The following is a 25,903-nucleotide window of genomic DNA, read 5'->3' on the forward strand; positions in this document are numbered from 1 at the left end:
TTCTCTCATACGCTCAGTCAATCGGGGCGGAAGCGGAGCGATCCGGCTCACGGTCAGCGCCTGGCGGGAACAAGTCTGTGGGGCCGGTCCAGCCTCCGGCGTTACAATCAGGGCGAGGAGCCCTCTAGAAAAAGGACGCGACATCCCATGCCCAGCATCTCCAATTCCATGCAGAACGATTTGGTGGACGGTGACCTCCGCGAGCGTGGAGCGGCCCGGGAAGGCTTGCCTCCCATGACCCGGGACAAACCGTTTGGCTGGCTGATGGTCATCACCGGCGTCATTGGCTGGCTGGCCTCCGGGGCCCTGGTCCTGGAGAAGCTCGCGGTCCTCAAGGATCCGAACCATGTCACGGCCTGTGATATCAGTCCGTGGGTCTCCTGCGGAGCCGTCATGCAGACATGGCAGAGTTCCCTCTTCGGCTTTCCCAACATGTTTATCGGCATCGTGGCATTCGCCGTCGTGATCACCACGGGCATGGCAGTTCTCTCCGGCGCCAAGTTTGCCCGCTGGTACTGGCTTGGCCTGCAGGCCGGCGTGACGCTGGGCTTTGCCTTCGTGGTGTGGCTGTGGTCGCAGGCGCTGTACTCCATCCACATCCTGTGCCCGTTCTGCATGGTGGTCTGGGCCGCCATGATTCCACTCTTTGTGTGGACAACGGTCCGGAACATCGCACACGGCGTGATCAAGCTTCCGGCAGGCCCCGCGAAGATCGTCGGCGACTCCGGCTGGATCGTCACCGCCCTGCTGTATGTGGCCGTCATCGCCACGATCTTCTTCGCCTTCATCCAGGTGTTCGTCGGGACGTCCGGCTACTAACCCGGCTACTAACAAGCGCGAGCGTACAGTTGAGGCCCCCGTTTCTTCGGAAACGGGGGCCTCAACTGTACGCTCGCGCTTAGGCGGAGGGCTGTTAGTCCTGGAACCAGATCTTGATCTCGCGTTCGGCGGACTCCGCCGAATCGGAACCGTGCACCAGGTTCTGCTGGACCTTCAGGCCCCAGTCCCGGCCGAAGTCGCCGCGGATGGTGCCGGGTGCCGCCGTCGTCGGGTCGGTGGTGCCGGCGAGGGAACGGAAGCCCTCGATCACTCGGTGGCCTTCGAAGATGGCGGCGACAACGGGCCCGCTGAGCATGAACTCAACGAGAGGCTCGTAGAACGGCTTGCCCACGTGCTCCTCGTAGTGCTGCTCCAGCAGTTCGCGGTTGGCGTCGACCTTCTTGAGCTCGGTCAGGGTGTAGCCCTTGGCTTCAATCCGGCCAAGGATGGCGCCGGTCAGGTTGCGGGTCACGCCGTCGGGCTTGATCAGGACGAGGGTGCGCTCAATGCTCACAACTGCTCCAATGTGGTTGGGTGGGGGTTCGAAATTAGTTTAGTTGGTTTCGCCGTCAGGGTGGGCGGCTTCCCATTCGGCCTGTTCACGTTCGCGCTGGGCGGCCTCGCGGTCGATCCGGATGCCGGTCCTGATCCCGTACCACCAGGCAATGGCGAACAGGATCCCCACCACGAACATCATGGGTTCGATGAATCCGGTGAAAATCAGGACAAGCTGGAGGATCCAGCCCAGGGCAACACCCCACGGTTTGGACAGCACGGCGCAGGTGAACACCAGCACCAGGCTCAGGCCGATGCCCACGGAGAGGATTACAGCCGGCGGGAACTCGTCGCGGCGGAGGCCGAAGACCGCCAGCGTGGCGAAGAACGCAACGAACGCTTCGAGAACCAGGACCGTGGAGGCGAACATGACCTTGGTGGAGCGCCGCTTTTTGGGCATCCCCGGACGCCACTCACGCTGCGCTTTTGTAAGTCGGGCCATGGTCAGGCATCCGCCTTTCCGAGCAGGATCCGGGCTTCCGCCACGAGCGTGATGGAGCCGGTCACCAGGACGCCGCCGGCCAGGTCCTCATTGGCTTCAGCGTGCTCAACGGCCCATTCCAGGGCGTCGTCGAGCTTCTCGGCAACGTGGATGTTGTCCTCGCCGAAGCCCAGGTCCAGAGCGATTTCTGCGAGGTCCTCGGCCGGTACGGCGCGGGGCGAGTTGGACTGCGTGAAGCAGTATTCGGCCGCGAGGTCGCCCAGGGACTCCTTGAGCTGGCGGAGGATTTCCTCGGCGTCCTTCTCCTTCAGGACGCCCACGACCACTACGAGCTTGGTGAAGCTGAAGGCCTCGTGGATCGCCTCGGCCGAAACGCGGATGCCCTCGGGGTTGTGGGCGGCGTCGACGATGATGGTCGGGGCAGTCCGAAGCACCTCCAGGCGGCCCGGGGAGCTAACCGAAGCGAACGCTTCCTGGAGGATTTCGGCGTCGAGCGCCTTTTCCCCGCCGAAGAAGGCCTCGAGCGCGGCAATGGCGACGGCGGCATTCTCCGCCTGGTGCGCTCCGTGCAGCGGCACCAGCAGTTCCTCATACCGTCCGGCCAGGCCCTGGATGGTCACCATCTGGCCGCCGACGGCGACGGTCCGGGACTCGACGCCGAACTCCACGCCTTCGAAGCGGTACGGGGCCCCCGCTTCCCGGGCCTTCTCAAGCAGCACCTGCGCGGCACCGACAGGCTGCGCGGCGCTGACCAGGAAGCCTCCCGGCTTGATGATGCCCGCCTTTTCGTAGGCAATCTCTTCAGTGGTCTCGCCGAGGAGGTCGGTGTGGTCCAACGAAATGGGAGTCACCACCGCCACCTGGCCGTCGCCGACATTGGTGGCGTCCGTGATGCCGCCGAGGCCAACCTCCATGACGGCCACATTGACCGGCTGGTCGGCAAAAACGGCGAAGGCCAGGATGGTGAGGCACTCGAAGTACGTCAGCCGGGGCTGGCCCTCGGCCTCGAGTTCGCCGTCCACGATCTGCAGGTAGGGCCTGATCTCGTCCCAGATCCGGACGAAGGTCTCATCCGACACAGGTGCGCCGTCGACGCTGATCCGCTCGGTGACCTTGGACAGGTGCGGGCTGGTGTAGCGCCCGGTGCTCAGCCCGTGGGCCCGCAGCCCGGCTTCGATCATCCGGGCCGTGGACGTCTTGCCGTTGGTGCCGGTGACATGGATGATCGGGAACGCCTTGTTGGGCTCCCCCAGCACATCCATGGCCCGGAACAGCGGCGCGAGGCGGGGCTCCATTTTGTTTTCCGGCGCCCGGCCCAGCAGCTCGGCGTAGACGCTTTCCACGGAAAATTCGTCGGTCATTGTTTAGGCCTCTACTTTTTCTGCCGCGGTCTTGGCAACGGTGACCTGCGGTTCGTTGACGTCGGCCGCGACGGTGTCCAGCCGGACTGTCAGCGTCTCGGTCTTGACGAGCTCAGCGTTTGCCAGCAGGGCATCAACGACGTCCTGCTTCGCGGTGACGGTGGTGTGGATCCGGTCGCTGACGTTGAGTCCGGCGTCCTTGCGGGCCTGCTGGATGGCGCGGACCATGTCGCGGGCGGCACCTTCGGCTTCCAGTTCCGGCGTGACCTCGGTGTTGAGCACCACGAACCCGCCGCCGGGAAGGACGGCGGCAGCCCGCGATCCTTCGCCTTCCGCGGCTTCCGCAACGACGGTTTCCAGGGTGTATTCCTGCGGCTCGAGGGCCAGGCCGCCGGCGGTGACCACGCCTTCTTCGCTAACGGACCAGTCACCGGACTTGGAGCCCTTGATGGCCTGCTGGACGTTCTTCCCCAGGCGGGGGCCCGCGGCCCGGGCGTTCACCACGAGCTTCTGCTCGATGCCGAACTCCTCCGGGGAGGCGCTCTCGGCGTCCAACAGGCGGACGGAACGCAGGTTCAGTTCATCCGCGACGACGGCGGCGAAGCCTTCCAGCGCGTCCGCGCCGGGTGCCACCACAGTGAGTTCCTGCAGCGGCAGGCGGACACGGAGGTTCGCGGCTTTGCGCAGCGAGGATCCAGTGGAACAGATCTGCTGCACGCGGTCCATTGCTTCCACCAGCGACGGGTTGGCCGGGAAGAGTTCCGCGTCCGGCCAGTCTGCCAGGTGCACGGAGCGTCCGCCGGTGAGGCCCCGCCAGATCTCCTCGGAGACCAGCGGCAGCAGGGACGCGGCCACGCGGGAGACGGTTTCCAGCGCAGTGTAGAGCGCGTCGAAGGCATCGACGCTCTCGTCGAAGAAGCGCTGGCGGCTGCGGCGCACGTACCAGTTGGTGAGCATGTCCAGGTAGCTGCGCAGTTCGTCGCAGGCACCGGAGATGTCATAGCTGTCCAGCTGGGCGGTCACATTGCGGACCAGGTCACCGGTATTGGCCATCAGGTACTGGTCAAGGGTGTCCGCGTAGCCGTCGTAGCGCAGCTTCGCGTCATAGCCGCGCCCGCCGTCAGCGGCGTTGGTGTACAGCGTGAAGAAGCTGTAGACGTTCCACAGCGGCAGGATGACCTGGCGGACGCCGTCGCGGATTCCCTGTTCGGTGACCACGAGGTTGCCGCCGCGCAGGATGGGGCTGGACATCAGGAACCAGCGCATGGCGTCGGAGCCGTCGCGGTCCAGGACCTCGGAGACGTCCGGGTAGTTGCGCAGGCTCTTGGACATCTTCTGCCCGTCCGAGCCCAGGACGATGCCGTGGCTGATGACATTGCGGAAGGCCGGCCGGTCGAATAGCGCGGTGGAGAGGATGTGCAGCATGTAGAACCAGCCGCGGGTCTGGCCGATGTACTCGACGATGAAGTCCGCCGGGTTGTGGGTGTCGAACCATTCCTCGTTCTGGAACGGGTAGTGCACCTGGCCGTAGGGCATGGAGCCGGAGTCGAACCAGACGTCCAGGACGTCCTCGACGCGGCGCATCACGGACTGGCCCTCTTCGGGGGTCCGCGGGTCGTCCGGGTTCGGGCGCGTCAGTTCGTCGATGAACGGCCGGTGCAGGTCCACCTGGCCGGCCTTGTTCAGCGGAAGCCGGCCGAAGTCGGCTTCGATCTCGGCCAGGGAGCCGTAGACGTCGGTGCGCGGGTACTCGGGGTCGCTGGACTGCCACACCGGGATGGGGCTGCCCCAGTAGCGGTTCCGGCTGATGGACCAGTCGCGGGCGTTGGCGAGCCACTTGCCGAACTGGCCGTCCTTGACGTTCCCAGGGATCCAGTTGATGTCCTGGTTCAGCTCGGACATGCGGTCCTTGAACTTGGTGACCTCCACGTACCAGGAGGACACCGCGCGGTAGATCAGCGGGTTGCGGCAGCGCCAGCAGTGCGGGTAGCTGTGCTCGTAGCTGGCCTGGCGCACCAGGCGGCCCTGGGCGCGGAGCACCTGGGTGATGGGCTTGTTGGCATCGAACACCTGCAGGCCCACGATGTCGTGCAGGTCGCCGTGCGAGAAGAGCGGCAGGAACTTGGCGCCCTCGTCCACCGACAGCACCACGGGGATGCCGGCCTCTTCACAGACCTTCTGGTCGTCCTCGCCGTAGGCGGGCGCCTGGTGGACGATGCCCGTGCCGTCGGTGGTGGTGACATAGTCGGCCACCAGGAAGCGCCAGGCGTTCTCGGTGCCGTACTTTTCGGCGTCGCTAAAGTCGTTCCACAGCGGCTGGTACTGCAGGCCGGCCAGCTCGGCGCCGGTGTAGGTGGCGGTGACCGCGGACTCGGCCGCCTCAACGCCGGCGGTGCCGTCGCCGTAGCCAAGGTCCTTGGCGTAAGCGCCCAGCAGGTCCGCCGCGAGCAGGAAGCTGCCCTCGACGGGGGCTTCGGCCGACGCCGCCTTGATGCCGTTGGGTCCGGCAGGCAGCACGGCGTACGTGATGGCCGGCCCGACGGCGAGCGCCAGGTTGGTGGGCAGCGTCCAGGGCGTGGTGGTCCAGGCGAGGGCCTGCACACCGGCGAGCTGCTGTGACAGTCCGGACTCCCCCGCGGTGATGGGGAACGTGACCGTGACGGTCTGGTCCTGGCGGTTCTTGTAGACGTCGTCATCCATGCGCAGTTCATGGTTGGACAGCGGTGTCTCGTCCTTCCAGCAGTACGGCAGTACGCGGTAGCCGTTGTAGGTCAGGCCCTTTTCGTGCAGCTGCTTGAAAGCCCACAGCACCGACTCCATGTATTCGACGTTGAGCGTCTTGTAGTCGTTGTCGAAGTCCACCCAACGGGCCTGGCGGGTGACGTAGCTCTTCCACTCGTCGGCGTACTTCATGACGGAGGCGCGGCAGGCGTCGTTGAACTTGTCGATGCCCATGGCCTCGATCTGGGTTTTGTCCGTCATGCCCAGCTGCTTCATGGCTTCCAGCTCGGCGGGGAGCCCGTGGGTGTCCCAGCCGAAGCGGCGCTCCACGCGGCGGCCGCGCTGCGTCTGGTAGCGGCCCACCAGGTCCTTGGCGTAGCCGGTCAGCAGGTGGCCGTAGTGCGGCAGGCCGTTGGCGAAGGGAGGACCGTCATAGAAGACGAATTCGTTGCTGCCGGGCTGCCCGCCGGGGGCGTCAGCGCTGCGCTGGTCGATGCTCGCCTGGAAGGTGCCGTCCTGGTCCCAGTACTTGAGGATGCGTTCTTCGATCTCCGGGAACTTCACGGAGGCGGACACACCGGAGGTGTTGGAAGAAGAGTCGGTGGAGCCGGCGCCTGCGGCGGAGGCCTTGGGGTAATAAGTCATCTCGACATCCTGGGTTGAGCTAGTGAACAAGTGGATCATTCAGGATGCGAGGACGGCCCGTGCGCTGTTTTCCAACTGCACCGGTACCGCGGTACCACCTCACTTACCGTCGCCGGGCCCCTGCGAAAGGACAGAGCACCGGCGTCGGCCGCTCATTGCTGCTGTGACGGGCTTACCCGTCCGGTTCTACTGCCCCGGGTTCCTGCACTGCAGGGGTCCGAAGGTTCTTCCGGAAGCTCACCGGTGATGGCCGGGTCAACGCTGTTACCCGATTCTACCCAGAGTTGCCTTGGGTTGTGGTAGCCGGAAGGGTAATCCCGGGCACAAGCGGACGGTTCGACTGCATAGACTCGGAGCCATGACCATCCGCACCACAGCCTCCACGGGCTCCAGCCGCCGGCCACGACGCCGCCGGTCCGCCGCCTGGCCGGTGCTCTGCGTGCTGGCGTCAGTGCCGGTGGCGGCCCTGTCGGTGTTCCGCGCCATCCCGGCGGAATGGCCCACCATCGTTGTCCAGCTGCTGTCCTTCACACCGTGGCTGCTGGTTCCTGCCGGCGTCGCATTGCTCCTTGCCGTTGCCGGCCGGCGCAGGTGGCTGGTCTGGCTGACGGCGGTCGCGGCGGCGGCACAACTCCTGTGGCTGTTCCCGCTGGATTACGGCAGGAGCATTACGGACGCCGAAGCGCCCACGGTCCAACTGACGGCGATGAACATCAATTCGGAATTCGGCCAGGCGGACGCGGCGGAAATTGTCCGCCTGGTCCGGGAGAACGGCGTCGGGCTGCTGACCATCCAGGAACATACAAAGTCCCTTGAAGACGGGCTCACGGCTGCCGGGCTGCCGGAGTTGTTGCCGAACCGGCTCAGCGATCCCACAGACGACGCCGCGGGCAGCGCCATCTATTCAGCGCACCGTTTGGAGGCGGTTGGCGTGCTGCCCGACACACCGTTCCAGATGCCGGTTGTCCGGCTGACAATGGAAGGAGCGGGAACGCCGGCCGTCCTCGAGGTGGCCAACGTCCACGCGCTTCCACCGGTGGACGTACGCGTGGACCAGTGGCGCAGCGACCTCGCGGCCCTGGCCCGGCTGGCTGCACGGCCCGGCAACCGGCTGCTGATCGGCGACTTCAACGCCACCTATGACCACAAGGAGTTCCGTGCGCTGCTCGACGGCGGCCCGGACGGCCGGAAGATGGTGGATGTGGGGACGGCCGCCGGAATGCGGCTCGTCCCCACGTGGCCGATGGAGGGGCAGCGGCTACCCGGCATCGCCATCGACCACCTCGTCACCAGCCCCGGCATCGCCAGTTCCGGATACGCGGTCCACCGCATATCCGGAACTGATCACGCCGCCGTCCTGGCCACGTTGGCCGTCCCCTCCGCAGGTTAGTTCAAGGTTTTCGGCTGGTCGAAGCTCCGCGGCAGCTTCATGCCGGCCTCAGCCATAACGTCACGGAGCCTGTCCGGGTAGTCGGTGATGATGCCGTCCACACCGGCGGCGATCAGCGAGCGCATGGTGGGCTTGTCGTCCACGGTCCACGGGATGACCTGCATGCCTGCAGCATGGGCGCGCTGCACCATGTCGGCCGTGACGTAGGCGACGTAGCCGGGATCTGTTACCGAGCCGTTCTGCGGGGAGCCGTGCACCGGGGAGATTGCGTCGAAGCCGAGATGAGATGCCGCATTGACGAGGTCTCCGCCGAAGTCGTCCGAATCAATGCCGCCGAGCCAGGGTGAGCTGCCCGGTTGCCCGGCCTGGAGGAAGTCCTTGTTTGTCAGCGCAACAGTGCGGATCTGCGGATCGCGCTGCTGTACAAGGCGCAGCGAACCCCAGTCGAAGCTCTGGATGGAAACCCTGTGCTGCATGTTGGCTGCTTTGATTTCCCGCAGGGCGACGTCCACGAACTGCTCCCGCGGCGCCGTTTGCTCCGGAGCGCCGGCTTCGACCTTGGTCTCGATGTTGAACTTCACCTGGCTGGCCCGGTAGGACTCCGCCAAGGCGAACACTTCGGAAAGGGTAGGCATCTGTGCACCTGGAGACGCGGCCTGGCCCGGGAACTGGGAAAGGGTGAGGCTGCCGCAGTCCAGGCTCCGGACCTGGGCAAACGTCAGATCCTTGACGTACTTGCCCACATACGGAAACTGCGGATCCCCTGCCTCGACGGGAGCCGTGTCCCGGCATTTGTTGGGGCTGATCTTGCGGTCGTGCGTAATGACTTCGCGGCCGTCCTTGGTGATCTGAAGGTCAAGCTCGAGCGTCGTAACGCCTGTCTCGAGGCCTTTGGCGAAGGAGGCAAGGGTGGACTCAACCGTGAGTCCGATGCCGCCCCGATGGGCCTCGAGGTCGAAGTGGTTGTCGCCCCCGTGGGGGTTGGTGTCTGCGGCCATGGCCTGGGACGGGAGGGCGATGAGCAGGGCTGCGCTGAGTACGGCAGCGCCAAGCGTCTTCGGGTGTTGCATGGTGTGGTCTCCACTCTGGTGGTGTGCAGGTGCACGTGCCACCGTCGCCGTCGAGCACCAACAACTGGTCACGGGCGCGGAACGCACAGACCAACCCGGGATGAACCTCCGGTGGCGGGAAGCCCCCTCACGCCGGGCTGCCCTGCCCTCCTTCCCCGGATCAGGCCTGCTTGCGGATCAGCTTGTAGTTGGCCGCCTGCGCCACCGGCCGGATCACGATCTGATCCAGGTTGACGTGGTGCGGCGCAGTGACTGCGTAGCGGACCACGTCGGCTACATCGTTGGCAGTGAGCGGCTTCTCCACGCCCTGGTAGACCTTTCCTGCGGCCTCCTGGTCGCCCAGCCTGTTGAGGGCGAACTCCTCGGTGTGCACCAAGCCCGGGGCAACTTCGATGACCCGGACGTTGTTTTCCACCTCTTCCAGCCGGAGAGCGCCGGTCATGGCGTGCTGGGCAAACTTGGCAGCGTTGTAGCCGGCACCGCCCTCATAGGCGGCGAGTCCCGCCGTCGAGGTCAGGTTGAGGACTGTGCCCTCACCGTTCGCCCGCAGCATGGGAAGGAAGGCGCGGGTCAGTTTCATGGTGCCCAGGACGTTCACGTCGAACATCCATTCCCAGTCCTCGGTCTTGGCTTCGGCAATCCGGTCCGCGCCCCGTGCACCCCCGGCAATGTTGATCAGGGTGTCAATGCCGCCGGCCTTCGTCACCTCGGCCAGGAGCCTGTCCACGTCATCGTCGTCGGCGATGTCTGCCGGCACGGCCGTAGCTCCGGTGGCCTCGGCGAGCGCCGCAAGCCGGTCCGCCCGGCGGGCAACGGCGAAGACCGTCCAGCCCTCGGCCCGCAACGCGCGGACCGTCGCCTCGCCGATTCCCGTGCTTGCTCCCGTAACTACTGCTGCCTTTGTGCGCTTTTCCTCAGTCATGGCACCACCCTAACGTTGGAGGAAGTCCAGAAGCACACGGGCATGGTTGGTCTCAGGATCCCTGGCACCGTAGAGCAGGGTGACGCGCCGGTGCTTCACAGCCAACTCCCGCAGGGTGGCCACCGCCGGGTTGCTTTCGAGTTCCGCCTCGTACTGTTCGCGGAAGTCCGCGAAACGTTCCTTCATGTGGCCGAATTCGGTCCGCAGCGCAGTCGACGGCGCGACCTCCTTCAGCCAGAGGTCCAGCATGGCCCGTTCCTTGCTGATGCCGCGCGGCCAGAGCCGGTCCACCAAGACGCGGAAACCATCGTCGTCGGACGGGGCATCATAGATGCGTTTGGTCACCAGTTTGCGGTCTTCACTGTCCATACGGGGATGCTAATGCAGGGGCCCGCGCAAGCGAAGGAAGAGAACATGAAACAATTGCTCCATGGCTGAAGACACTCAGGGTACAGACACGCCCACTACCGCCCCTATCAACGTTCCGGACAAGCCCGCCCTCGAGGGGCTGGAAGCTGCCCTGACGCAGCGCTGGCTTGACGAAGGAACCTATAAGTTTAATCGGGAGACCACCAGGAAGCAGGTCTACTCGATCGACACTCCCCCGCCCACGGCGTCGGGATCCCTGCACGTGGGGCACATGTTCTCCTACACCCAGACCGACGTCCTGGCGCGCTACCAGCGCATGACCGGAAAGAACGTTTTCTACCCGATGGGCTGGGATGACAACGGCCTGCCCACCGAGCGCCGTGTCCAGAACTACTACGGTGTGCGCTGCGATCCGGCCATCCATTACGACGCCGCCTACCGCCCGCCGGCTGAACCCGCTAAGAACCAGCGCGATTTTGACGTCATCTCGCGACGCAACTTCATCGAACTCTGCGAGGAACTCGCCGTCGAGGACGAGAAGGTCTTCGAGAACCTCTTCCAGACCCTTGGCCTGTCCGTCGACTGGGACCTGACCTACCGGACCATCGATGACAAGTCCCGGGCCATCTCCCAGCGCGCCTTCCTGGCGAACCTCGCCGCCGGCGACGCCTACATGGCCGAGGCCCCCACCCTGTGGGACGTCACCTTCCGCACCGCGGTGGCCCAGGCTGAACTCGAGGACCGCGAGGTCGCAGGCGCCTACTACCGCTACCCGTTCTTCACCGAGGACGGCGAGAAGCTGTACATCGAGACCACCCGCCCGGAACTGCTGGCCGCCTGCGCCGCCCTCGTAGCAAACCCCGACGACGAGCGGTACCAGCCGCTGTTCGGCAAGAAGGTCACCTCTCCCCTGTTCGGCGTCGAGGTGGAGGTGAAGGCCCACCACCTCGCCAAGGCGGACAAGGGCTCCGGCATCGCAATGGTCTGCACCTTCGGCGACCTCACCGACGTCACCTGGTGGCGTGAGCTCCAGCTGCCCACCCGCGCCATCGTGGGCCGTGACGGCCGCATCATCGGTGACACTCCGGACTGGATCACCACCGAGCAGGGCCGCGCGGCTTTCGAGTCGATCGCCGGCAAGACGGTCTTCAGCGCCAAGGAAGCAGTGGTCGAACAGCTCGCCAGCGCCGAACTCCTCGACGGCGAGCCCAAGAAGATCATGCACCCGGTCAACTTCTTCGAGAAGGGCGACAAGCCCCTCGAAGTGGTAACCTCGCGCCAGTGGTACATCCGCAACGGCGGACGCGACGAGGACCGCCGCGAACGGCTGATCGGACGCGGCAACGAGATCGAGTTCCATCCGGCATTCATGCGGTCCCGCTACGAGAACTGGATCTCAGGACTGAACGGCGACTGGCTGGTCTCCCGCCAGCGCTTCTTCGGCGTGCCGGTACCGGTCTGGTACCCGCTGGATGCCGACGGGAACCCCGAATACGACGCACCGATCGTCCCGACGGACCAGCAACTCCCCGTCGATCCGGCTGCCGATGCCGCACCCGGCTACGAGGAAGCCCAGCGCGACCAGCCGGGCGGCTTCACTGGTGACGCCGACGTCCTCGACACCTGGGCCACCTCCTCGCTGACGCCGCAGATCGTGGGCGGCTGGAGCACCGACGAGGCGCTCTTTGCCAAGGTCTACCCGTTCGACGTGCGCCCGCAGGCCCACGACATCATCCGGACCTGGCTGTTCTCCACCGCCGTGCGTGCCGACGCGCTGCAGGACACCGCACCGTGGAAGCATGCCGCCATTTCGGGCTGGATCCTCGACCCGGACCGCAAGAAGATGTCCAAGTCCAAGGGCAACGTGATCGTGCCCACCGATGTCCTCGAGGAGTACGGTTCGGACGCTGTCCGCTACTGGGCGGCCTCGGCAAAGCTCGGTGCGGACACGGCCTACGAGATCGCGCAGATGAAGATCGGCCGCCGCCTGGCCATCAAGCTCCTCAACGCCTCGAAGTTCGTCCTGAACCTGGGCGCCACGGAAAACTCGGTGGTGTCCACGGACCTGTCCGTACTGACCAACCCGCTGGACCGCGCCGTCCTGGCACAGCTGTCCGACGTCGTGGCACAGGCCACCAAGGCGTTCGAGAACTATGACTATGCCCGGGCGCTGCAGATCAGCGAGAGCTTCTTCTGGCAGTTCACGGACGACTACGTGGAACTCATCAAGGACCGCGCCTACGGGGCAGCCGGGGAAGCAGAGCAGGCGTCGGTGCTGGCGGCCCTGGCCACCACCCTGGATACGTTGCTGAGGCTGTTCGCGCCGTTCCTGCCCTTTGCCACCGAAGAGGTCTGGGGCTGGTGGCGCACCGGATCGGTGCACCGTGCAGAGTGGCCCGCCGCTTCAGAGGTCGCCGACGGCGACACCACCATGCTCGCGACTGTCGGGGTTGCACTGAGCGGTATCCGCAAGGCCAAGTCCGAGGCCAAGGTCAAGCAGCGCACTGAGGTGCTGTCCGCCACGATCACTGCCACGGAGTCGATCACCACGCAGCTGAAGGCCGGACTGGCCGACCTGAAGGCTGCCTCGAATGCCCGCGAACTCACCCTCGTGGCGGGCGACGGCGAACTGACGGTCAGCGATGTTGTGCTGGCCCAGCCGGAAGAAGCGCCGGTCGCCTAGCCCGTTCACCGGAAACATGCGGAAGCCCCATCAGCGTTCAACGCTGGTGGGGCTTCGGTCTTTGGCGGGGTCCCTTGTTTTTGGGCAAACTTGTTTTTGGGCAAAGGGGAAGCCCCATCAGCGTTTTGCCGTTGGTGGGGCTTCGACTTTTTCGATTGTCTCGTGACGTCTGTGACAATCTGGCGGAATCCTCGGAAGTCCAGGTCTTCCTACCTCGTCACTGGTAGCCAGCTTCTGACTTTGCCGAAGGCTGCGTCAGATGCGTGTCACTGAATCTTTGGTTTCCGTGTCCCTCTTCTTTCGAAGGGGGTAAGAACTATTGTTGTCCCACCAGGGCCGATCCGCAAGGGTCCCGAAAGAACTACACGCTAGTAATTCCGGTTCCCGCGCAAGGGCGTCCGGCGGTGCCCGTCAGTTGAATTCGGGCCGCTCCGTGCGGCTGCGCTTGATCTCGAAGAAGTGCGGGTAGGCAGCCAGGGTCACCGCGGCGTCCCACAGGCGGCCGGCTTCCTCGCCCCGGGGAATGCGGGTCAGGACCGGGCCGAAGAATGCCGTGCCGTTGAAGGCGACTACCGGGGTTCCCACATCCTGGCCTACAAGGGAGATACCCTCTTCGTGGCTGGCGCGTAGCTGCTGGTCGAAGGTGTCCGAGGTAGCTTCGGCCGCGAGCTCGGCCGGGAGCCCGCACTCAGCCAGTGCCTTGCTGATCACGACGGAAAAGTCCTTCTCGCCGCCGTCGTGGATCAGGCTGCCCATGGCGTCATAGAGCGGCTTGATGACCTGGTCGCCGTGCTGCTCGCGGGCGGCGATGATGACGCGGACAGGGCCCCATGCCTTGTCCATCGCCTCGCGGTAGCCGGGGTCCAGTTCGCGGCCCTCGTTCAGGACGGCAAGGCTCATCACGTGCCATTCGGTTTCAATGTCACGGACTTCCTCCACTTCGCCCACCCAGCGGGATGTGATCCAGGCGAAGGGGCACAGGGGGTCGAACCAGAAGTCGGCTTTGCTCACGGTGGTTTCAGGCACGGAGATCTCCTCGTAAAGTCATCGGGGCGTGGCGCACCTCAGGCGCACATCTAGCAAGAGCGAAGAACTAGGCGGATTTATTCCGGCGCTTAGCCACAACGTCGTGCGCGATCATGGTGGGCTGCGCTTTTTTCGCTACGACGTCGGCCGTGATAACGACGCTGGCGATGTCGTCCCGGCTGGGGAGGTCAAACATCACGGGGAGGAGCACTTCTTCCATGATGGCGCGGAGCCCGCGGGCACCGGTGCCGCGTTCCAGCGCCTGGTCGGCGATCATGTCCAGGGCTTCGTCGTCGAACAGCAGTTCCACGCCGTCCAGCTGGAACATCTTCTGGTACTGCTTCACCAGGGCGTTCTTCGGTGTGGACAGAATCTGGATCAGGGCCGGACGGTCCAGGTTGGAAACGGTGGTGATGACGGGAAGCCGGCCGATGAATTCCGGGATCAGCCCGAATTTCAGGAGGTCTTCCGGCATGACCTCGCCGTAGGAGTCGGAATTGTTCTTGACTTCATTCAGCGGAGCACCGAACCCGATGCCCTTGCGTCCCGAACGGGAGCCGATGATGTCTTCGAGCCCTGCGAAGGCTCCCGCAACGATGAACAGCACGTTGGTGGTGTCGATCTGGATGAACTCCTGGTGCGGGTGCTTCCGGCCGCCCTGCGGGGGAACGGACGCCACTGTGCCTTCCAGGATCTTCAGAAGGGCCTGCTGCACGCCTTCGCCGGAGACATCCCGGGTAATGGAAGGGTTTTCGCTTTTCCGGGAGATCTTGTCGATCTCGTCGATGTAGATGATGCCCTGTTCGGCCTTTTTGACGTCATAGTCAGCGGCCTGGATGAGTTTCAGGAGGATGTTCTCGACGTCCTCACCCACGTACCCGGCCTCGGTCAGTGCCGTGGCATCGGCGACTGCGAAGGGGACGTTGAGGCGTCGGGCGAGGGTCTGGGCCAGATAGGTCTTGCCGCAACCGGTGGGGCCAATCAGGAGGATATTCGACTTGGCGATCTCGACGTCGTCGTGATGGACGCCTTCGGCGAGGCTGCCGCTCTTGGGTGCGTGGCCGGCCTGGATCCGCTTGTAGTGGTTGTAGACCGCGACGGCGAGCGAGCGCTTGGCGGGCTCCTGGCCGATCACGTATTCCTGGAGGAAGTCGAAGATCTCTCGGGGCTTGGGCAGTTCGAAGCTGCCGAGGTCGGCTACTTCGGCGAGTTCCTCTTCAATGATCTCGTTGCAGAGTTCAATGCACTCGTCGCAGATGTAGACGCCGGGCCCGGCAATGAGCTTGCGCACCTGCTTTTGGCTCTTTCCGCAGAAAGAGCACTTCAGCAGATCCGTGCTCTCGCCAATCCGAGCCATATGTGAACCCCTTAGTATCCTGCTGCTACCGCAGCACTGCACCGGTTGCTGGAAATCACGGTGGGTCCGGAAGGTCCGGCCGTGACATGTTCCACTCTAAGTCACATTCGGCCTGAGGGGTGGAACCTTACGTATTGAAAACGAAAGCCGGTGCGGTCCATTTTCCATGAACCGCACCGGCTCCGCGTGTCGTGCTTAATTACCTGCTGATCGCCTGCGGCTTGATCTTGCGGGAATCAAGGACCTGGTCGATCAGGCCGTAGGACTGTGCCTCGGCGGCGGTCAGGATCTTGTCACGCTCGATGTCGTTGTTGACCTGCTCGGACGTCCGGCCCGAGTGCTTGGCCAGGGTGTCTTCGAGCCAGGACCGCATGCGCATGACTTCGGCTGCCTGGATCTCGAGGTCGGAGGCCTGCCCGCCCTGGCCGCCGGACAGTGCCGGCTGGTGGATGAGTACGCGTGCGTTGGGCAGTGCCAGGCGCTTGCCGGGCGTGCCGGCTGCGAGCAGGACAGCCGCCGCACTTGCCGCCTGGCCCAGGCACACGGTCTGGATCTCGGGACGGATGTACTGCATCGTGTCGTAGATGGCTGTCATGGCGGTGAAGGAGCCGCCCGGGGAGTTGATGTACAGCGTGATGTCGCGGTCCGGGTCGGTGGACTCGAGAACCAGCAGCTGCGCCATCACGTCGTCCGCGGAAGCATCGTCCACTTGGACGCCGAGGAAGATGATCCGGTCCTCGAAGAGCTTGGTGTAAGGGTCCTGGCGCTTGAAGCCGTAGGGCGTGCGTTCTTCGAACTGCGGCAGCACATAGCGGCTGGTGGGCAGGTTCCCGGCAGACGATCCGAAATTGTAGTTCATGTTCATTTCTCCTGGAATCATTTCTGTCTTCGCCGGTTACTTTTCCGAGCCGCTGGCGTTTTGCGTTCCGCCGCCGCCGGCCACAGATCCCGCGTGCGCGGCAATCTTGTCGAAGAAGCCGTACTCGAGGGCTTCAGTAGCCGTAAACCACTTGTCGCGGTCATTGTCCTTGAGGATGGTCTCCACGGTCTGGCCGGTCTGGTCTGCGGTGAGTTCCGCCATGACCTTCTTCATGTGGAGGATGAGCTCAGCCTGGATCTTGATGTCCGAGGCCGTGCCGCCGATGCCGCCGGAGGGCTGGTGCATCAGGATGCGCGCGTTCGGGGTGGCATAGCGCTTGCCCTTGGTGCCCGAAGAGAGCAGGAACTGGCCCATCGAAGCGGCCAGGCCGGTGGCGACGGTTACGACGTCGTTCGGGATGAACTGCATGGTGTCGTAGATGGCCATGCCGGCCGTCACGGAGCCGCCCGGCGAGTTGATGTACAGGTAGATGTCCTTATCCGGGTTCTCCGCGGACAGCAGCAGCAACTGCGAGCAGATCGCGTTGGCGTTCTCATCGCGGACCTCGGAGCCGAGCCAGATGATTCGCTCTTTCAGCAGGCGGTTGTAAATGTAGTTGTCCTGGGCTGCCGGATCGACAGTAGCCATCCGGGGTGCCCCTGCTTGCTGTGACATATGTACTTACCTCTCGCTGGCGACGGTGACGTCACGGGACGACGCCACTGAAAATCACTACTTGGACACTAACCGGTTTCGCGGCCGTTTTGTTCACGCGGATCGCGCTGTTCGCTGACGGCGCACGATTGCCGCAACGGCCCATCGCACCGCACGACACCGCCGCTGTTCGGGGGTCCGCTCCGGGTTAAACAGGAAGCCCCCGGATCAGGGATCCGGGGGCTTCCGTGCAACGTGATGTTAGAACTTCACTGCTGCCGGATCGTCGCTTGACGCTTCTTCCTTGGCGGCAGCTTCGCCTTCAGCAGCTTCGCTGTCGACGGCGGGAGCTTCTTCAGCTTCGGTGGCAGGAGCTTCTTCGCCACCGGGGCGGACGAAGTCGCTCAGGTCAACCTTGTTGCCTTCGGAGTCGGTGACCTCGGCCTGGCCCAGCACGACTGCCAGGGCCTTGCGGCGGCGGACCTCGGAAACCATCATGGGAACCTGGCCGGACTGATCGATGATCTGGGCGAACTGGTTCGGGTCCATGCCGTACTGGCTGGCAGTGGTCACGATGTAGTCGATCAGCTCGTTCTGGCTGACTCCGACCTCTTCCTTGTCAGCAATGGCGTCAAGGATGATCTCGTTCTGGAAGGCACGCTCGGTGTTGGCCTTGACCTCGGCGCGGTGTTCCTCGGTGTCGTGGTCACCTTCGCCGTGGGAGTTCTCGGCCTTGAAGTGCTGCTCCAGCTGCTCTTCAACCACCGAGGCGGGAACGGGGACCTCAACGAGCTCAACGAGCTTGTCCAGGACCTTGTCGCGCGCCTCGACACCCTGCTCAACAACCTTGGATTCAGCAGCCTGCTTGCCGAGATCCGCACGCAGTTCTGCAAGCGTGTCGAACTCGGAGGCCAGCTGGGCGAAGTCGTCGTCAGCCTCGGGAAGCTCGCGCTCCTTGACGGACTTGACCACTACCTTGACCTGGGCGGCTTCGCCGGCGTGGTCGCCGCCAACGAGGGTGGTTTCGAAGATGGCGTCCTCGTCGGCGCTGAGGCCGGTGACGGCCTCGTCCAGGCCTTCGAGCATGGTGCCGGCGCCAACCTGGTAGGACAGGCCTGAGGCGGAGTCAACTTCGGCACCGTCGATCGAGGCGGTGATGTCGATCGTCAGGAAGTCGCCGTCGGCGGCCGGGCGGTCAACGGACTTCAGCGTGCCGAAGCGGCCGCGGAGTTCGTCAAGCGCCTTGTCAACGTCCGCTTCGGTGGACTCGGCGGCAGCTACCTCAACCTTGATGCCGGAGTAGTCCGGCAGCTCGATCTCGGGACGGATGTCAACCTCGGCGTGGAACTTGAGTTCGCCGTCGGTCGCGGTGGGGTCCGGAACCTCGGTGATTTCAACCTCGGGACGGCTCAGCGGACGGATGCCGGTTTCCTGGACTGCGTCCTGGTACCAGCCGTTGAGGCCTTCGTTGATGGCCGTTTCCAGCACGTAGCCGCGGCCAACGCGCTGATCGATCAGCTTCGCGGGGACCTTGCCCTTGCGGAACCCAGGGACCTGGATCTGCGAAGCAACAGTCTTGTATGCCTCTTCGATGCTGGGCTTCAATTCCTCAAAAGGGACCTCAACATTGAGCTTGACCCGCGTGGGGGTGAGGTTCTCGACAGCGCTCTTCACAGTCTAAGTACTCCTGGTTTTGTGGGATGGGGTTCTGCAAACGCAATGATCTGACAAGCTGCAGAGTCGGGGTGACAGGATTTGAACCTGCGACTTCCTGCTCCCAAAGCAGGCGCTCTAGCCAAGCTGAGCTACACCCCGTAAGTGCACAGAACAGTCTACGGTCATATCGGCCGGATATGCACATTTGACACCGGGGCCCTGAATTAGGTTTAGTTATATCCGGCTCGAGCAGCCGACCGGAAGTGCAGCGCCGCGGCTCAGTAAGCAGCAGTACAGTAGTGGCAGTACTGTAATCGCAGGACAGCAGCAGTGCATTCCCGGGGACGTAGCTTAATGGTAAAGCCTCAGTCTTCCAAACTGATTACGCGGGTTCGATTCCCGTCGTCCCCTCCAGGACAACAAGTCTTCTCCAAGACAACAAACAGCCCCTCTCCGGAGGGGCTTTTTTGTACCCTCAGGACCCCTGCTGGCACACGGGGCACCAATAGAGTTTGCGGGCAGCCAGATCCGTCAGTGCCACCGGGGTCCGGCAGTTGCGGCAGTCGAGGCCCTGCCGCCGGTAGACGAAGTGCGAGTCCTCCGGCGCCGGCAGTCCGGCGGCCGGCTCTGTCCAGTAGCTGGGAGGGGTGGTGATGATCCTGCCGTCGCGGACGCCGTCGGACATAACGGCAACAGTGTCCTCCCACAGCGCGCCGGCCGCTTTGGCGTCCAGTGAACGGCCCGGAAGCCAGGGATCCAGTCCCTGGCGGAAGAGCAGTTCTGCGCGGTAGACGTTCCCGACGCCGGCAATCACCTTCTGGTCCATCAACAGCGCCGCCAGGGGCGTCTTCCGTGCCGTCACTCCGGCGACGAAGGCATCCCGGTCCCCGGGAAGGTTGCGGAGCGGGTCTGGCCCAAGCCGCGCCAGGACGGCGTCGGCCTCGGCCTCAGTGATGGCGTGGCATGTGGTGGCGCCCCTGAGGTCAGCCCAGCCGTGGGCGCCGGCCAGCCTGACCCGGACCGCGCCGACAGGCGCCGGCGGGCCGGCGTATTCCGAACCGCTTTCCACCGAACCGGCGTCGTCCTCGAAGACCTCCCGCTCCCCCACCTTCCTGGGTGCGCCGATGCTGGACGCACCACGGAACGAGGCGTCACCGCCGAAGTCCCACGCACCGTACAGGCCAAGGTGCACGTGGAGGACCAGCCCGCGGTCGAAGTGCAGGAACAAATGCTTTCCGTGGGCCGCCGCGTCCACGAGCGTGCTGGCGTCCAGCAGCGCCGCGCCGTCGGCGAACCGCCCCTGGGGACTGGAAACAGCGAGTCGCTGCCCGGAGAACACGTCCGCAAACTGGCGTGCCAGCCGGTGGACCGAATGCCCCTCCGGCACTAGGCGATAACCTCGCCGGTGTTCTCGTAGGCCGCGATCTTGCCGATGCGGCGGACGTGGCGTTCATCGTTGCTGAACGGTTCCTGCAGGAAGGCCTCGATGATTTCCGTTGCTTCGTCCACGCTGTGCTGGCGGCCGCCGACTGCCACGACGTTGGCGTCGTTGTGCTCGCGGGCCAGCGTGGCGGTGGAAAGGTTCCAGGCCAGCGCGGCCCGCACGCCCTTGACCTTGTTGGCGGCGATCTGCTCGCCGTTTCCGGAGCCGCCGAGCACGATGCCCAGGGCGTTCACTCCGGCAGCCTGGTCCGCGACGACGGCGAGCGCAGCGTTGATGCAGAAGGACGGGTAGTCATCCAGGGCGTCGTAGACCTTGGGCCCGTGGTCCACCACGTCGTAGCCCTTGGCCGTGAGGTGGGATACGAGGTGGGCGCTGAGTTCCATGCCGGCGTGGTCGGTGGCGATGTGGACGCGCGGAAAATCGGAAGATGTGGTCACGGCAAGGTCCGTTCAGTCATAAGCACCGGTAGGCTTCCGGGCTGCTTCGGGGGTCGCATCCAAGCGTACTAGGGTGCGGGCGCCGGCGGCCTGCCATGAACACTCTGTGGACGCCTGTGCCGGCGAAACCAGGGCCGGCACAACTCAGGGCCGGCGAACTCAGGGCTGGGGCGGGCGCTTCTCGCCGCGGGCCCGGGCGGCGACGCGGGACAGGACGGCGGCCACCCGTTCGGCGGAGTCGGGGCTCCCGCCACTGACGGCCGCTTTCCTTCCGTCCGCGCGGTTGACGACGACGGCGGGGCCGCTACTGACCAGCATGGCGGTGGTCCCGCCGTGGTGGCGGTAGCCCCAGCCGCCGTAGTCTGCGGCGCGGACATCGGCCGGCGTTGCCGAGGAAATCGCCGACGCCGGAATTTCCATCACGCGGACGAATCCGGCGGCAAAGACCCGCAACCCGCTCCGGTCAACGATGACCCGGGCGAAGAGGAAGGCGGCTGCCAGCACCGCCAAGACCACCAGGAGGAGGCCCAGCCACGGGACTGCGATGGAGACCAGGGCGGCCGGGAACAGCGAGGCGACGCCCAGCATCACAAACACGGAGCTGCGCGCATGGACCCACAGCCGCACTGAATCCGCCGCCAGCTCGGGGTCCGATTCACGCTCCAGCGCCTCCCGCAAGGCGCGCTCGTCGTCCACTGACCACCGCTCGTCGGCCTTGAAAACGAAGCCCATGATGACGCCCAGGGGCAGTGCCGCCCCGCTCCCGAGTGCCAGGACGGACATATCAACACGTGCTTCGCGGACATCGGCGATTCCCGCCTGACCCACGAGCACTGCCGCCAGCACCGTGGTGACAAAGAGACTGAGGCTGAGCCCGGCGCCCATCATCAAACGCCGCATGACGGCGGGCCGGCTCAACGGCACGGCCTGTCCCAGGACGAGCCAGCCCACCACCGCGATCATCAGGCCGCCCCAGGCCACAAAGGCGGAGAACGGCGCAAAACCGGTCGGTCCGGCCTCGGACCACAGCACCGCCATGGGGTCCGGCACATCCGTCCGGAGCAGGAAGGCACAGACGACGAATGCGACAGCCAGCAATGCAGGGAAACCCACCGCGAACCGCAGTGCCCTGACGTCCACCGAGTCCCTGAACTTTCCCATACCCCAACGCTACTCCGTGCCGATGCCGCGTGATCCACCTAACTTGCCATCGCCGGGTGAAGTGAAAGAATAACTTCACAGTGCCGGCAATGACCGTTGCCGGCCGGCAACCGCAACCCTTTCTGGAGGCCCCACCTTGCCAGGCATGAACCTGACGCGCGCCGAAGCCCGTGAGCGCGCCAAACTCATCTCCGTTGAGTCCTACGACGTCAGCCTGGACCTGACCCAGGGTGACAAAGTCTTCGGATCCACTACTGCCGTAAAGTTCAGCGCCCGGCCCGGATCCTCCACCTTCATCGACGCGATAACCCACAAGGTCCACAGCGTCATGCTGAACGGCCTTGAACTCGACCCGGCGGAGGTGTCCGACGGTGTCCGCATCCAACTGCCGTACCTCGCCGCGGAGAACGATCTGCTGGTGGTTGCCGAGGCGCCCTACATGAACACCGGCGAAGGGCTCCACCGCTTCGTGGACCCGGTCGACAACGAGGTCTACCTGTATACGCAGTTCGAGGTTCCGGACTCGCGCCGGATGTTCGCGGTGTTCGAGCAGCCCGACCTCAAGGCGAGCTTTACGTTCACCGTCACCGCGCCGTCGCACTGGGACCTGGTGTCCAACTCCCCCACGCCTGTCCCCATCGAAACCATTCCCGGTGAAGACGGCGGCGCCCGCTCGGTCTGGGAGTTCGCTGCCACGCCCCGGCTGTCCTCCTACGTCACGGCACTGATCGCCGGTCCGTACCAGTCGGTGCGCAGCGAGGTGAAGTGCGCCGACGGGCGCGTCGTTCCCCTGGGCGTGTTTGCGCGCAAATCGCTCATGCAATACCTCGACGCCGACAACATCTTCGAACTCACCCGCCAGGGATTCGAGTTCTTCGAGGCGCAGTTCGGCTGCCCTTATCCGTTCGCGAAGTACGACCAGCTCTTCGTGCCCGAGTTCAATGCCGGCGCAATGGAAAACGCTGGCGCCGTGACCATCCTGGAAGGCTATGTGTTCCGCGGCAAGGTCACGGGCGCGCAGGTGGAACGCCGCGCCATCACCGTTCTTCACGAGCTCGCGCACATGTGGTTCGGCGACCTGGTCACCATGCGCTGGTGGAACGACCTGTGGCTCAACGAATCGTTCGCCGAGTACATGTCGCACCTGGCTGCGGTGGAGAACACCGAGTTTGACCATGCCTGGACCACGTTTGCCTCGGTGGAGAAATCGTGGGCCTACCGCCAGGACCAGCTGCCCACCACGCACCCCATATTCGCCGAGATCAACGACCTGCAGGACGTTGAAGTGAACTTCGACGGCATCACGTACGCCAAGGGCGCCTCGGTGCTGCGCCAGCTGGTGGCCTGGGTGGGTCCGGAGCAGTTCATGTCCGGAGTCCGCGAATACTTCAGCAAGCATGCGTGGCAGAACACCGAGCTCAGCGACCTCATGGTGGAGCTGGAAAAGGCCAGCGGCCGCGACCTGGACGAGTGGGGGCGCCTGTGGCTTGAAACCGCCGGTGTCAACACGTTGACTCCTGATGCGGCGGTGGATTCTTCGGGAGCCATCACCTCATTCAGCATCGTGCAGTCCGCGGTGGCCGAGCAGCCCACCCTTCGCCCCCACCGCCTCGCTGTCGGCTTCTACGACGTCACCGACGGGCAGCTTGTCCGGGTGCACCGCGAGGAACTGGACGTCGACGGCGAACGTACCGAGGTGCCCGCCCTCGCCGGCCTGCGGCAGCCGGACCTGATCCTGCTCAACGACGACGACCTCGCCTATGCCAAGGTCCGGCTCGATCCGAAGTCGCTGGCTACCGCAACGGCCCACCTGAAGGACTTCCGCGAGAGCCTGCCGCGGACGCTGGTCTGGGGTTCGGCCTGGGACGCTGCCCGCGACGGCGAAACACCGGCCCGCGGCTACGTCGAACTGATCCTCGCCAACATCGCGTCCGAATCCGATTCCTCGGTGATCCTGGTCCAGCTCCGCCAGCTGGCCACAACGCTCAGCTATTACGTAGCCGAGGAGCACCGGGAGAAGACGTCCGTGGCGGCAGCGGACACTCTCTGGGACCTGGCCGGTTCCGTGCCGGCGGGCTCGGATGCGCAACTGCAGTTCGTGAAGTCCTTCGCGCTGCTGGCGCGCAGCGACGGCCAGCTGGATACCGTTTCGGCACTGCTGGACGGCTCGGCCTCCCTGGCAGGCCTCACCGTCGACCAGGATCTGCGGTGGGAGCTGCTTGCTTCGCTGGTGGCCGGCGGCCGGGCAGGCCAGGACCGGATTGACGCTGAACTCGAGCGGGACAACACCGCGAACGGCCAGAACGCGGCAGCGTTGGCCAAGGCCGCCATCCCCACGGCCGAGGCCAAGGCTGCGGCCTGGGATTCCATCGTGGTGAAGGGCGAGCTGTCCAACGCCCTGCAGGCCTCCGCGGTGGCAGGATTCACCCGGGTGCTGGACCCGGCGCTGCTGGCGCCGTACACGGAGAAGTATTTCGACGCCGTTCCCGGCATCGTTGCCAACCGCACCCACGCGCTCGCCCAGCAGATCGTCGTCGGACTTTACCCGGCCCAGCAGACCACCCAGGCAACTGTGGACCGGACGGACGAGTTCCTGGCTGCGCTGCCGGAGGAGGGCACCGCCCTGCGGCGCATGATGCTGGAAAACCGCGACGGCGTGGCGCGGGCGCTGCGGGCCCGCGAGGCCGACGTCGGATAGCCACCGGCATCTGTCCCCACGAACCGGAACCCCGGAGCTGCCATGCCGCTGCCCCGGGGTTCCGGCGTTCGGCCTTATTAGAGGTGCTGCGTTACTAGAATTGCGGCATGACGCTTGATGAGCACCGCTACGCCGTGACTGTGCGATGGACCGGGAACCGGGGAGACGGAACGTCGACGTACCGGGGGTATTCCCGCGACCACGACATCGAAATCCCCGGGCTTCCCGTCCTCAAGGGGTCAGCCGACGCCACCTTCCACGGGGACAAGACGCGGTACAACCCCGAACAGCTGCTGTTGACCGCCCTGTCCCAGTGCCACATGCTCTCGTTCCTGCACGTGGCGGTGAAGCACGGCGTGGTGGTAACGGCGTACGAAGACCGTGCCGTGGGCTTGATGCGGACCAACCGCGACGGCAGCGGCCAGTTCGAATCCGCCACACTCAGGCCCGAAGTGACCGTTGCCGCCGCCGTGGACGCCGCGCTCCTGGTACAGCTGCATCACGAGGCAAACAAGGTCTGCTTCATTGCCCGGAGCGTGAACTTTCCCGTGCTTCACGAAGCCTCAGTGCACGTTCAGGAACCCTAGCCTCAGGCAGGAATTGGTCCGCGCAGGAATTCTTCCACGAGCCGCCGCTCGGTTTCGGCGCTGAGCCCGGCTTTCCGTTCCCTGTCCAGGCCGCGGCGGCGTTCGTCCTCGAGCGTGTCCCGCAGTGTCTCCTGCCACGGCCGCAGGCTGAGGCCAGCCGCAACAGCCGCAGCGTTGGAGCGTGTGGCAAAACCGTCGTGGCCCGCCGGGAGCCAGAGCGGCAGTGAATCCGGACCTGCCCAGTACCCGATCCCCCGGGCAACCAGCCAGGCTTCCGGGACGCTGTACGTCCGGCCGGAGTACATGCCCTGGCGCCGGGATTCATCCAGGTAGTCGCCGAACCGCACGGCGTTGCCCACCGCATTCAGGGCACCCGTGATCTGCAGTCCGGCGGCCTTCAGGATCCACGCGGCAAGGTCGCGGACGTCGATGACCTGCGTCGCGCTGGAGCCGATGTCCGGAATGATGGCGGGGGCGGCATCCCGGGCAAACCGTGCGGGCCAGTAGCCGTAACGGTCCGAACTGTCGCCGGGGCCGCCGATCAGCCCCGCCCGGCAGAGGTGGACCTTGCCCTCGGCGATGGTGGCCGCGTCGTGCTCAATCGCCGACTTCGCCTCGCCGTAGTTCTCCGGGACAGCGGCTGTGCCCGGCGTGAGCGGCGGTAGTAATGCGGCACTTTCGTCTGCGCCCGGCACCGAATCGTCTGCGTACACGGAGCAGCTGGACACTACTGTCCAGTGCGCTGCCATCGGCGCCAGCGCCTCGAGTGCGTCCCTGGCTTGCTCCGGATCACGGGTTACGTCGATGACGGCGTCCCAGTCCCCCAAGGCCTCATCGTAGGACTGGCGCCCGATGGTGCGGTCAGCCCGCAGCCAGGCCGTCCCCTCCGGCGGGCCGGCCGTCGAACCGCGGGCAAGGCAGGTCACATCGTGGCCCGCGGCGGCCGCCTGCCGGGCAATTTCGGCTGACAGGAAAGCGGTGCCGCCAAGAATCAGGATGCGCATGTGGCCACGCTACGACGCTAGTGTTGAAGGTGAACAGAGTGTT

Annotated in this window: 21 protein-coding genes and 2 tRNA genes; 6 read left to right on the plus strand and 17 right to left on the minus strand. The window is 65.1% G+C overall.

From position 1 onward, the window contains the following. Positions 1-147: 147 nt before the first annotated feature. Complete coding sequence (locus tag ACSQ1X_RS12140) at positions 148-819, plus strand: vitamin K epoxide reductase family protein (protein WP_436057852.1); 672 nt, start codon at positions 148-150, stop codon at positions 817-819. A gap of 94 nt (positions 820-913) precedes the next feature. Here ACSQ1X_RS12140 and ndk read toward each other — a convergent pair whose 3' ends face one another. Genes ndk through ileS form a run of 4 tightly spaced genes read right to left on the minus strand, consistent with a single transcriptional unit; the run spans position 914 to position 6,543 of the window. Further along, positions 914-1,333, minus strand: coding sequence for a nucleoside-diphosphate kinase (gene ndk, locus ACSQ1X_RS12145; protein WP_055803537.1), 420 nt, complete (start codon positions 1,331-1,333; stop codon positions 914-916). A 39-nt stretch (positions 1,334-1,372) separates the two neighbouring features. Continuing rightward, complete coding sequence (locus tag ACSQ1X_RS12150) at positions 1,373-1,816, minus strand: DUF4233 domain-containing protein (RefSeq protein WP_436057853.1); 444 nt, start codon at positions 1,814-1,816, stop codon at positions 1,373-1,375. Between the two features lie 2 nt (positions 1,817-1,818). Further along, the gene (locus ACSQ1X_RS12155) at positions 1,819-3,177 is read right to left on the minus strand and encodes a bifunctional folylpolyglutamate synthase/dihydrofolate synthase (RefSeq protein ID WP_436057854.1); all 1,359 of its coding nucleotides are present in this window, start codon (positions 3,175-3,177) and stop codon (positions 1,819-1,821) included. 3 nt (positions 3,178-3,180) lie between these two features. Beyond that, the gene (gene ileS / locus ACSQ1X_RS12160; RefSeq protein WP_436057855.1) at positions 3,181-6,543 is read right to left on the minus strand and encodes an isoleucine--tRNA ligase; all 3,363 of its coding nucleotides are present in this window, start codon (positions 6,541-6,543) and stop codon (positions 3,181-3,183) included. A gap of 358 nt (positions 6,544-6,901) precedes the next feature. Between ileS and ACSQ1X_RS12165 the strand changes: the two genes are divergently transcribed. Then, complete coding sequence (locus tag ACSQ1X_RS12165; protein ID WP_436057856.1) at positions 6,902-7,933, plus strand: endonuclease/exonuclease/phosphatase family protein; 1,032 nt, start codon at positions 6,902-6,904, stop codon at positions 7,931-7,933. Here the strand turns inward: ACSQ1X_RS12165 and ACSQ1X_RS12170 are convergent. The 3 genes from ACSQ1X_RS12170 to ACSQ1X_RS12180 form a co-directional block, all read right to left on the minus strand. Then, positions 7,930-9,003, minus strand: coding sequence for a glycerophosphodiester phosphodiesterase (locus ACSQ1X_RS12170; RefSeq protein ID WP_436057857.1), 1,074 nt, complete (start codon positions 9,001-9,003; stop codon positions 7,930-7,932). The genes ACSQ1X_RS12165 and ACSQ1X_RS12170 overlap by 4 nt on opposite strands. A gap of 160 nt (positions 9,004-9,163) precedes the next feature. Beyond that, complete coding sequence (locus ACSQ1X_RS12175; protein WP_436057858.1) at positions 9,164-9,925, minus strand: SDR family oxidoreductase; 762 nt, start codon at positions 9,923-9,925, stop codon at positions 9,164-9,166. A 9-nt stretch (positions 9,926-9,934) separates the two neighbouring features. Continuing rightward, on the minus strand, positions 9,935-10,294 hold the full coding sequence (locus ACSQ1X_RS12180; protein WP_436057859.1) for a DUF488 domain-containing protein: 360 nt from the start codon (positions 10,292-10,294) through the stop codon (positions 9,935-9,937). Positions 10,295-10,355: 61 nt separating this feature from the next. Here ACSQ1X_RS12180 and valS point away from each other — a divergent pair, with 61 nt between their 5' ends. Beyond that, positions 10,356-12,977, plus strand: a complete 2,622-nt coding sequence (gene valS / locus ACSQ1X_RS12185) for a valine--tRNA ligase (protein WP_436057860.1) — start codon at positions 10,356-10,358, stop codon at positions 12,975-12,977. Between the two features lie 411 nt (positions 12,978-13,388). On the opposite strand, the gene ACSQ1X_RS12190 is transcribed toward valS, so the two are convergent. The 6 genes from ACSQ1X_RS12190 to ACSQ1X_RS12215 form a co-directional block, all read right to left on the minus strand. Then, positions 13,389-14,003, minus strand: a complete 615-nt coding sequence (locus tag ACSQ1X_RS12190; RefSeq protein WP_055803562.1) for a mycothiol-dependent nitroreductase Rv2466c family protein — start codon at positions 14,001-14,003, stop codon at positions 13,389-13,391. 67 nt (positions 14,004-14,070) lie between these two features. Beyond that, on the minus strand, positions 14,071-15,360 hold the full coding sequence (clpX, locus tag ACSQ1X_RS12195) for an ATP-dependent Clp protease ATP-binding subunit ClpX (RefSeq protein WP_055803565.1): 1,290 nt from the start codon (positions 15,358-15,360) through the stop codon (positions 14,071-14,073). A gap of 199 nt (positions 15,361-15,559) precedes the next feature. Beyond that, positions 15,560-16,219: an ATP-dependent Clp protease proteolytic subunit gene (locus ACSQ1X_RS12200; protein WP_028268993.1), complete on the minus strand. Its 660-nt coding sequence runs from the start codon at positions 16,217-16,219 to the stop codon at positions 15,560-15,562. 36 nt (positions 16,220-16,255) lie between these two features. Then, positions 16,256-16,867 carry an ATP-dependent Clp protease proteolytic subunit gene (locus ACSQ1X_RS12205; protein ID WP_028268992.1) on the minus strand — a complete coding sequence of 204 codons (612 nt, stop codon included), beginning with the start codon at positions 16,865-16,867 and terminating at the stop codon, positions 16,256-16,258. 267 nt (positions 16,868-17,134) lie between these two features. Next, positions 17,135-18,547: a trigger factor gene (gene tig, locus ACSQ1X_RS12210; protein ID WP_436057861.1), complete on the minus strand. Its 1,413-nt coding sequence runs from the start codon at positions 18,545-18,547 to the stop codon at positions 17,135-17,137. Positions 18,548-18,613: 66 nt separating this feature from the next. Then, positions 18,614-18,688, minus strand: a tRNA-Pro gene (locus tag ACSQ1X_RS12215). Positions 18,689-18,869: 181 nt separating this feature from the next. Between ACSQ1X_RS12215 and ACSQ1X_RS12220 the strand changes: the two genes are divergently transcribed. Further along, positions 18,870-18,943, plus strand: a tRNA-Gly gene (locus tag ACSQ1X_RS12220). A gap of 61 nt (positions 18,944-19,004) precedes the next feature. Here ACSQ1X_RS12220 and ACSQ1X_RS12225 read toward each other — a convergent pair. From ACSQ1X_RS12225 to ACSQ1X_RS12235, 3 genes are all read right to left on the minus strand, one after another. Then, positions 19,005-19,916, minus strand: coding sequence for an Fpg/Nei family DNA glycosylase (locus ACSQ1X_RS12225; protein WP_436057862.1), 912 nt, complete (start codon positions 19,914-19,916; stop codon positions 19,005-19,007). Further along, positions 19,916-20,410: a ribose-5-phosphate isomerase gene (locus tag ACSQ1X_RS12230; protein ID WP_055803575.1), complete on the minus strand. Its 495-nt coding sequence runs from the start codon at positions 20,408-20,410 to the stop codon at positions 19,916-19,918. Before ACSQ1X_RS12230 ends, ACSQ1X_RS12225 begins: the two co-directional genes overlap by 1 nt. 159 nt (positions 20,411-20,569) lie before the next feature. Continuing rightward, positions 20,570-21,571 (minus strand): hypothetical protein, encoded by a 1,002-nt coding sequence (locus ACSQ1X_RS12235; protein WP_436057863.1) that lies wholly within the window; start codon positions 21,569-21,571, stop codon positions 20,570-20,572. Between the two features lie 145 nt (positions 21,572-21,716). Here ACSQ1X_RS12235 and pepN point away from each other — a divergent pair, with 145 nt between their 5' ends. Both pepN and ACSQ1X_RS12245 read left to right on the plus strand, forming a co-directional pair. Next, positions 21,717-24,269, plus strand: coding sequence for an aminopeptidase N (pepN, locus tag ACSQ1X_RS12240; protein ID WP_436057864.1), 2,553 nt, complete (start codon positions 21,717-21,719; stop codon positions 24,267-24,269). A 107-nt stretch (positions 24,270-24,376) separates the two neighbouring features. Beyond that, positions 24,377-24,856 (plus strand): OsmC family protein, encoded by a 480-nt coding sequence (locus ACSQ1X_RS12245; protein ID WP_436057865.1) that lies wholly within the window; start codon positions 24,377-24,379, stop codon positions 24,854-24,856. A 2-nt stretch (positions 24,857-24,858) separates the two neighbouring features. On the opposite strand, the gene ACSQ1X_RS12250 is transcribed toward ACSQ1X_RS12245, so the two are convergent. Then, positions 24,859-25,860 carry an NAD-dependent epimerase/dehydratase family protein gene (locus ACSQ1X_RS12250; protein WP_436057866.1) on the minus strand — a complete coding sequence of 334 codons (1,002 nt, stop codon included), beginning with the start codon at positions 25,858-25,860 and terminating at the stop codon, positions 24,859-24,861. Positions 25,861-25,903 lie beyond the last annotated feature (43 nt).

This window comes from Arthrobacter sp. LjRoot78 (genome assembly GCF_964254335.1).
Lineage (GTDB): Bacteria > Actinomycetota > Actinomycetes > Actinomycetales > Micrococcaceae > Arthrobacter.

Bases quoted from the DNA above. Each gene is read 5' to 3' on its own strand.
- ACSQ1X_RS12140 (WP_436057852.1), top strand. From the start codon at position 148: ATGCCCAGCATCTCCAATTCCATGCAGAACGATTTGGTGGACGGTGAC.
- ACSQ1X_RS12150 (WP_436057853.1), bottom strand. From the start codon at position 1,816: ATGGCCCGACTTACAAAAGCGCAGCGTGAGTGGCGTCCGGGGATGCCC.
- ACSQ1X_RS12155 (WP_436057854.1), bottom strand. From the start codon at position 3,177: ATGACCGACGAATTTTCCGTGGAAAGCGTCTACGCCGAGCTGCTGGGC.
- ileS (WP_436057855.1), bottom strand. From the start codon at position 6,543: ATGACTTATTACCCCAAGGCCTCCGCCGCAGGCGCCGGCTCCACCGAC.
- ACSQ1X_RS12165 (WP_436057856.1), top strand. From the start codon at position 6,902: ATGACCATCCGCACCACAGCCTCCACGGGCTCCAGCCGCCGGCCACGA.
- ACSQ1X_RS12170 (WP_436057857.1), bottom strand. From the start codon at position 9,003: ATGCAACACCCGAAGACGCTTGGCGCTGCCGTACTCAGCGCAGCCCTG.
- ACSQ1X_RS12175 (WP_436057858.1), bottom strand. From the start codon at position 9,925: ATGACTGAGGAAAAGCGCACAAAGGCAGCAGTAGTTACGGGAGCAAGC.
- ACSQ1X_RS12180 (WP_436057859.1), bottom strand. From the start codon at position 10,294: ATGGACAGTGAAGACCGCAAACTGGTGACCAAACGCATCTATGATGCC.
- valS (WP_436057860.1), top strand. From the start codon at position 10,356: ATGGCTGAAGACACTCAGGGTACAGACACGCCCACTACCGCCCCTATC.
- clpX (WP_055803565.1), bottom strand. From the start codon at position 15,360: ATGGCTCGGATTGGCGAGAGCACGGATCTGCTGAAGTGCTCTTTCTGC.
- ACSQ1X_RS12200 (WP_028268993.1), bottom strand. From the start codon at position 16,219: ATGAACTACAATTTCGGATCGTCTGCCGGGAACCTGCCCACCAGCCGC.
- ACSQ1X_RS12205 (WP_028268992.1), bottom strand. From the start codon at position 16,867: ATGGCTACTGTCGATCCGGCAGCCCAGGACAACTACATTTACAACCGC.
- ACSQ1X_RS12235 (WP_436057863.1), bottom strand. From the start codon at position 21,571: ATGGGAAAGTTCAGGGACTCGGTGGACGTCAGGGCACTGCGGTTCGCG.
- pepN (WP_436057864.1), top strand. From the start codon at position 21,717: ATGAACCTGACGCGCGCCGAAGCCCGTGAGCGCGCCAAACTCATCTCC.
- ACSQ1X_RS12245 (WP_436057865.1), top strand. From the start codon at position 24,377: ATGACGCTTGATGAGCACCGCTACGCCGTGACTGTGCGATGGACCGGG.
- ACSQ1X_RS12250 (WP_436057866.1), bottom strand. From the start codon at position 25,860: ATGCGCATCCTGATTCTTGGCGGCACCGCTTTCCTGTCAGCCGAAATT.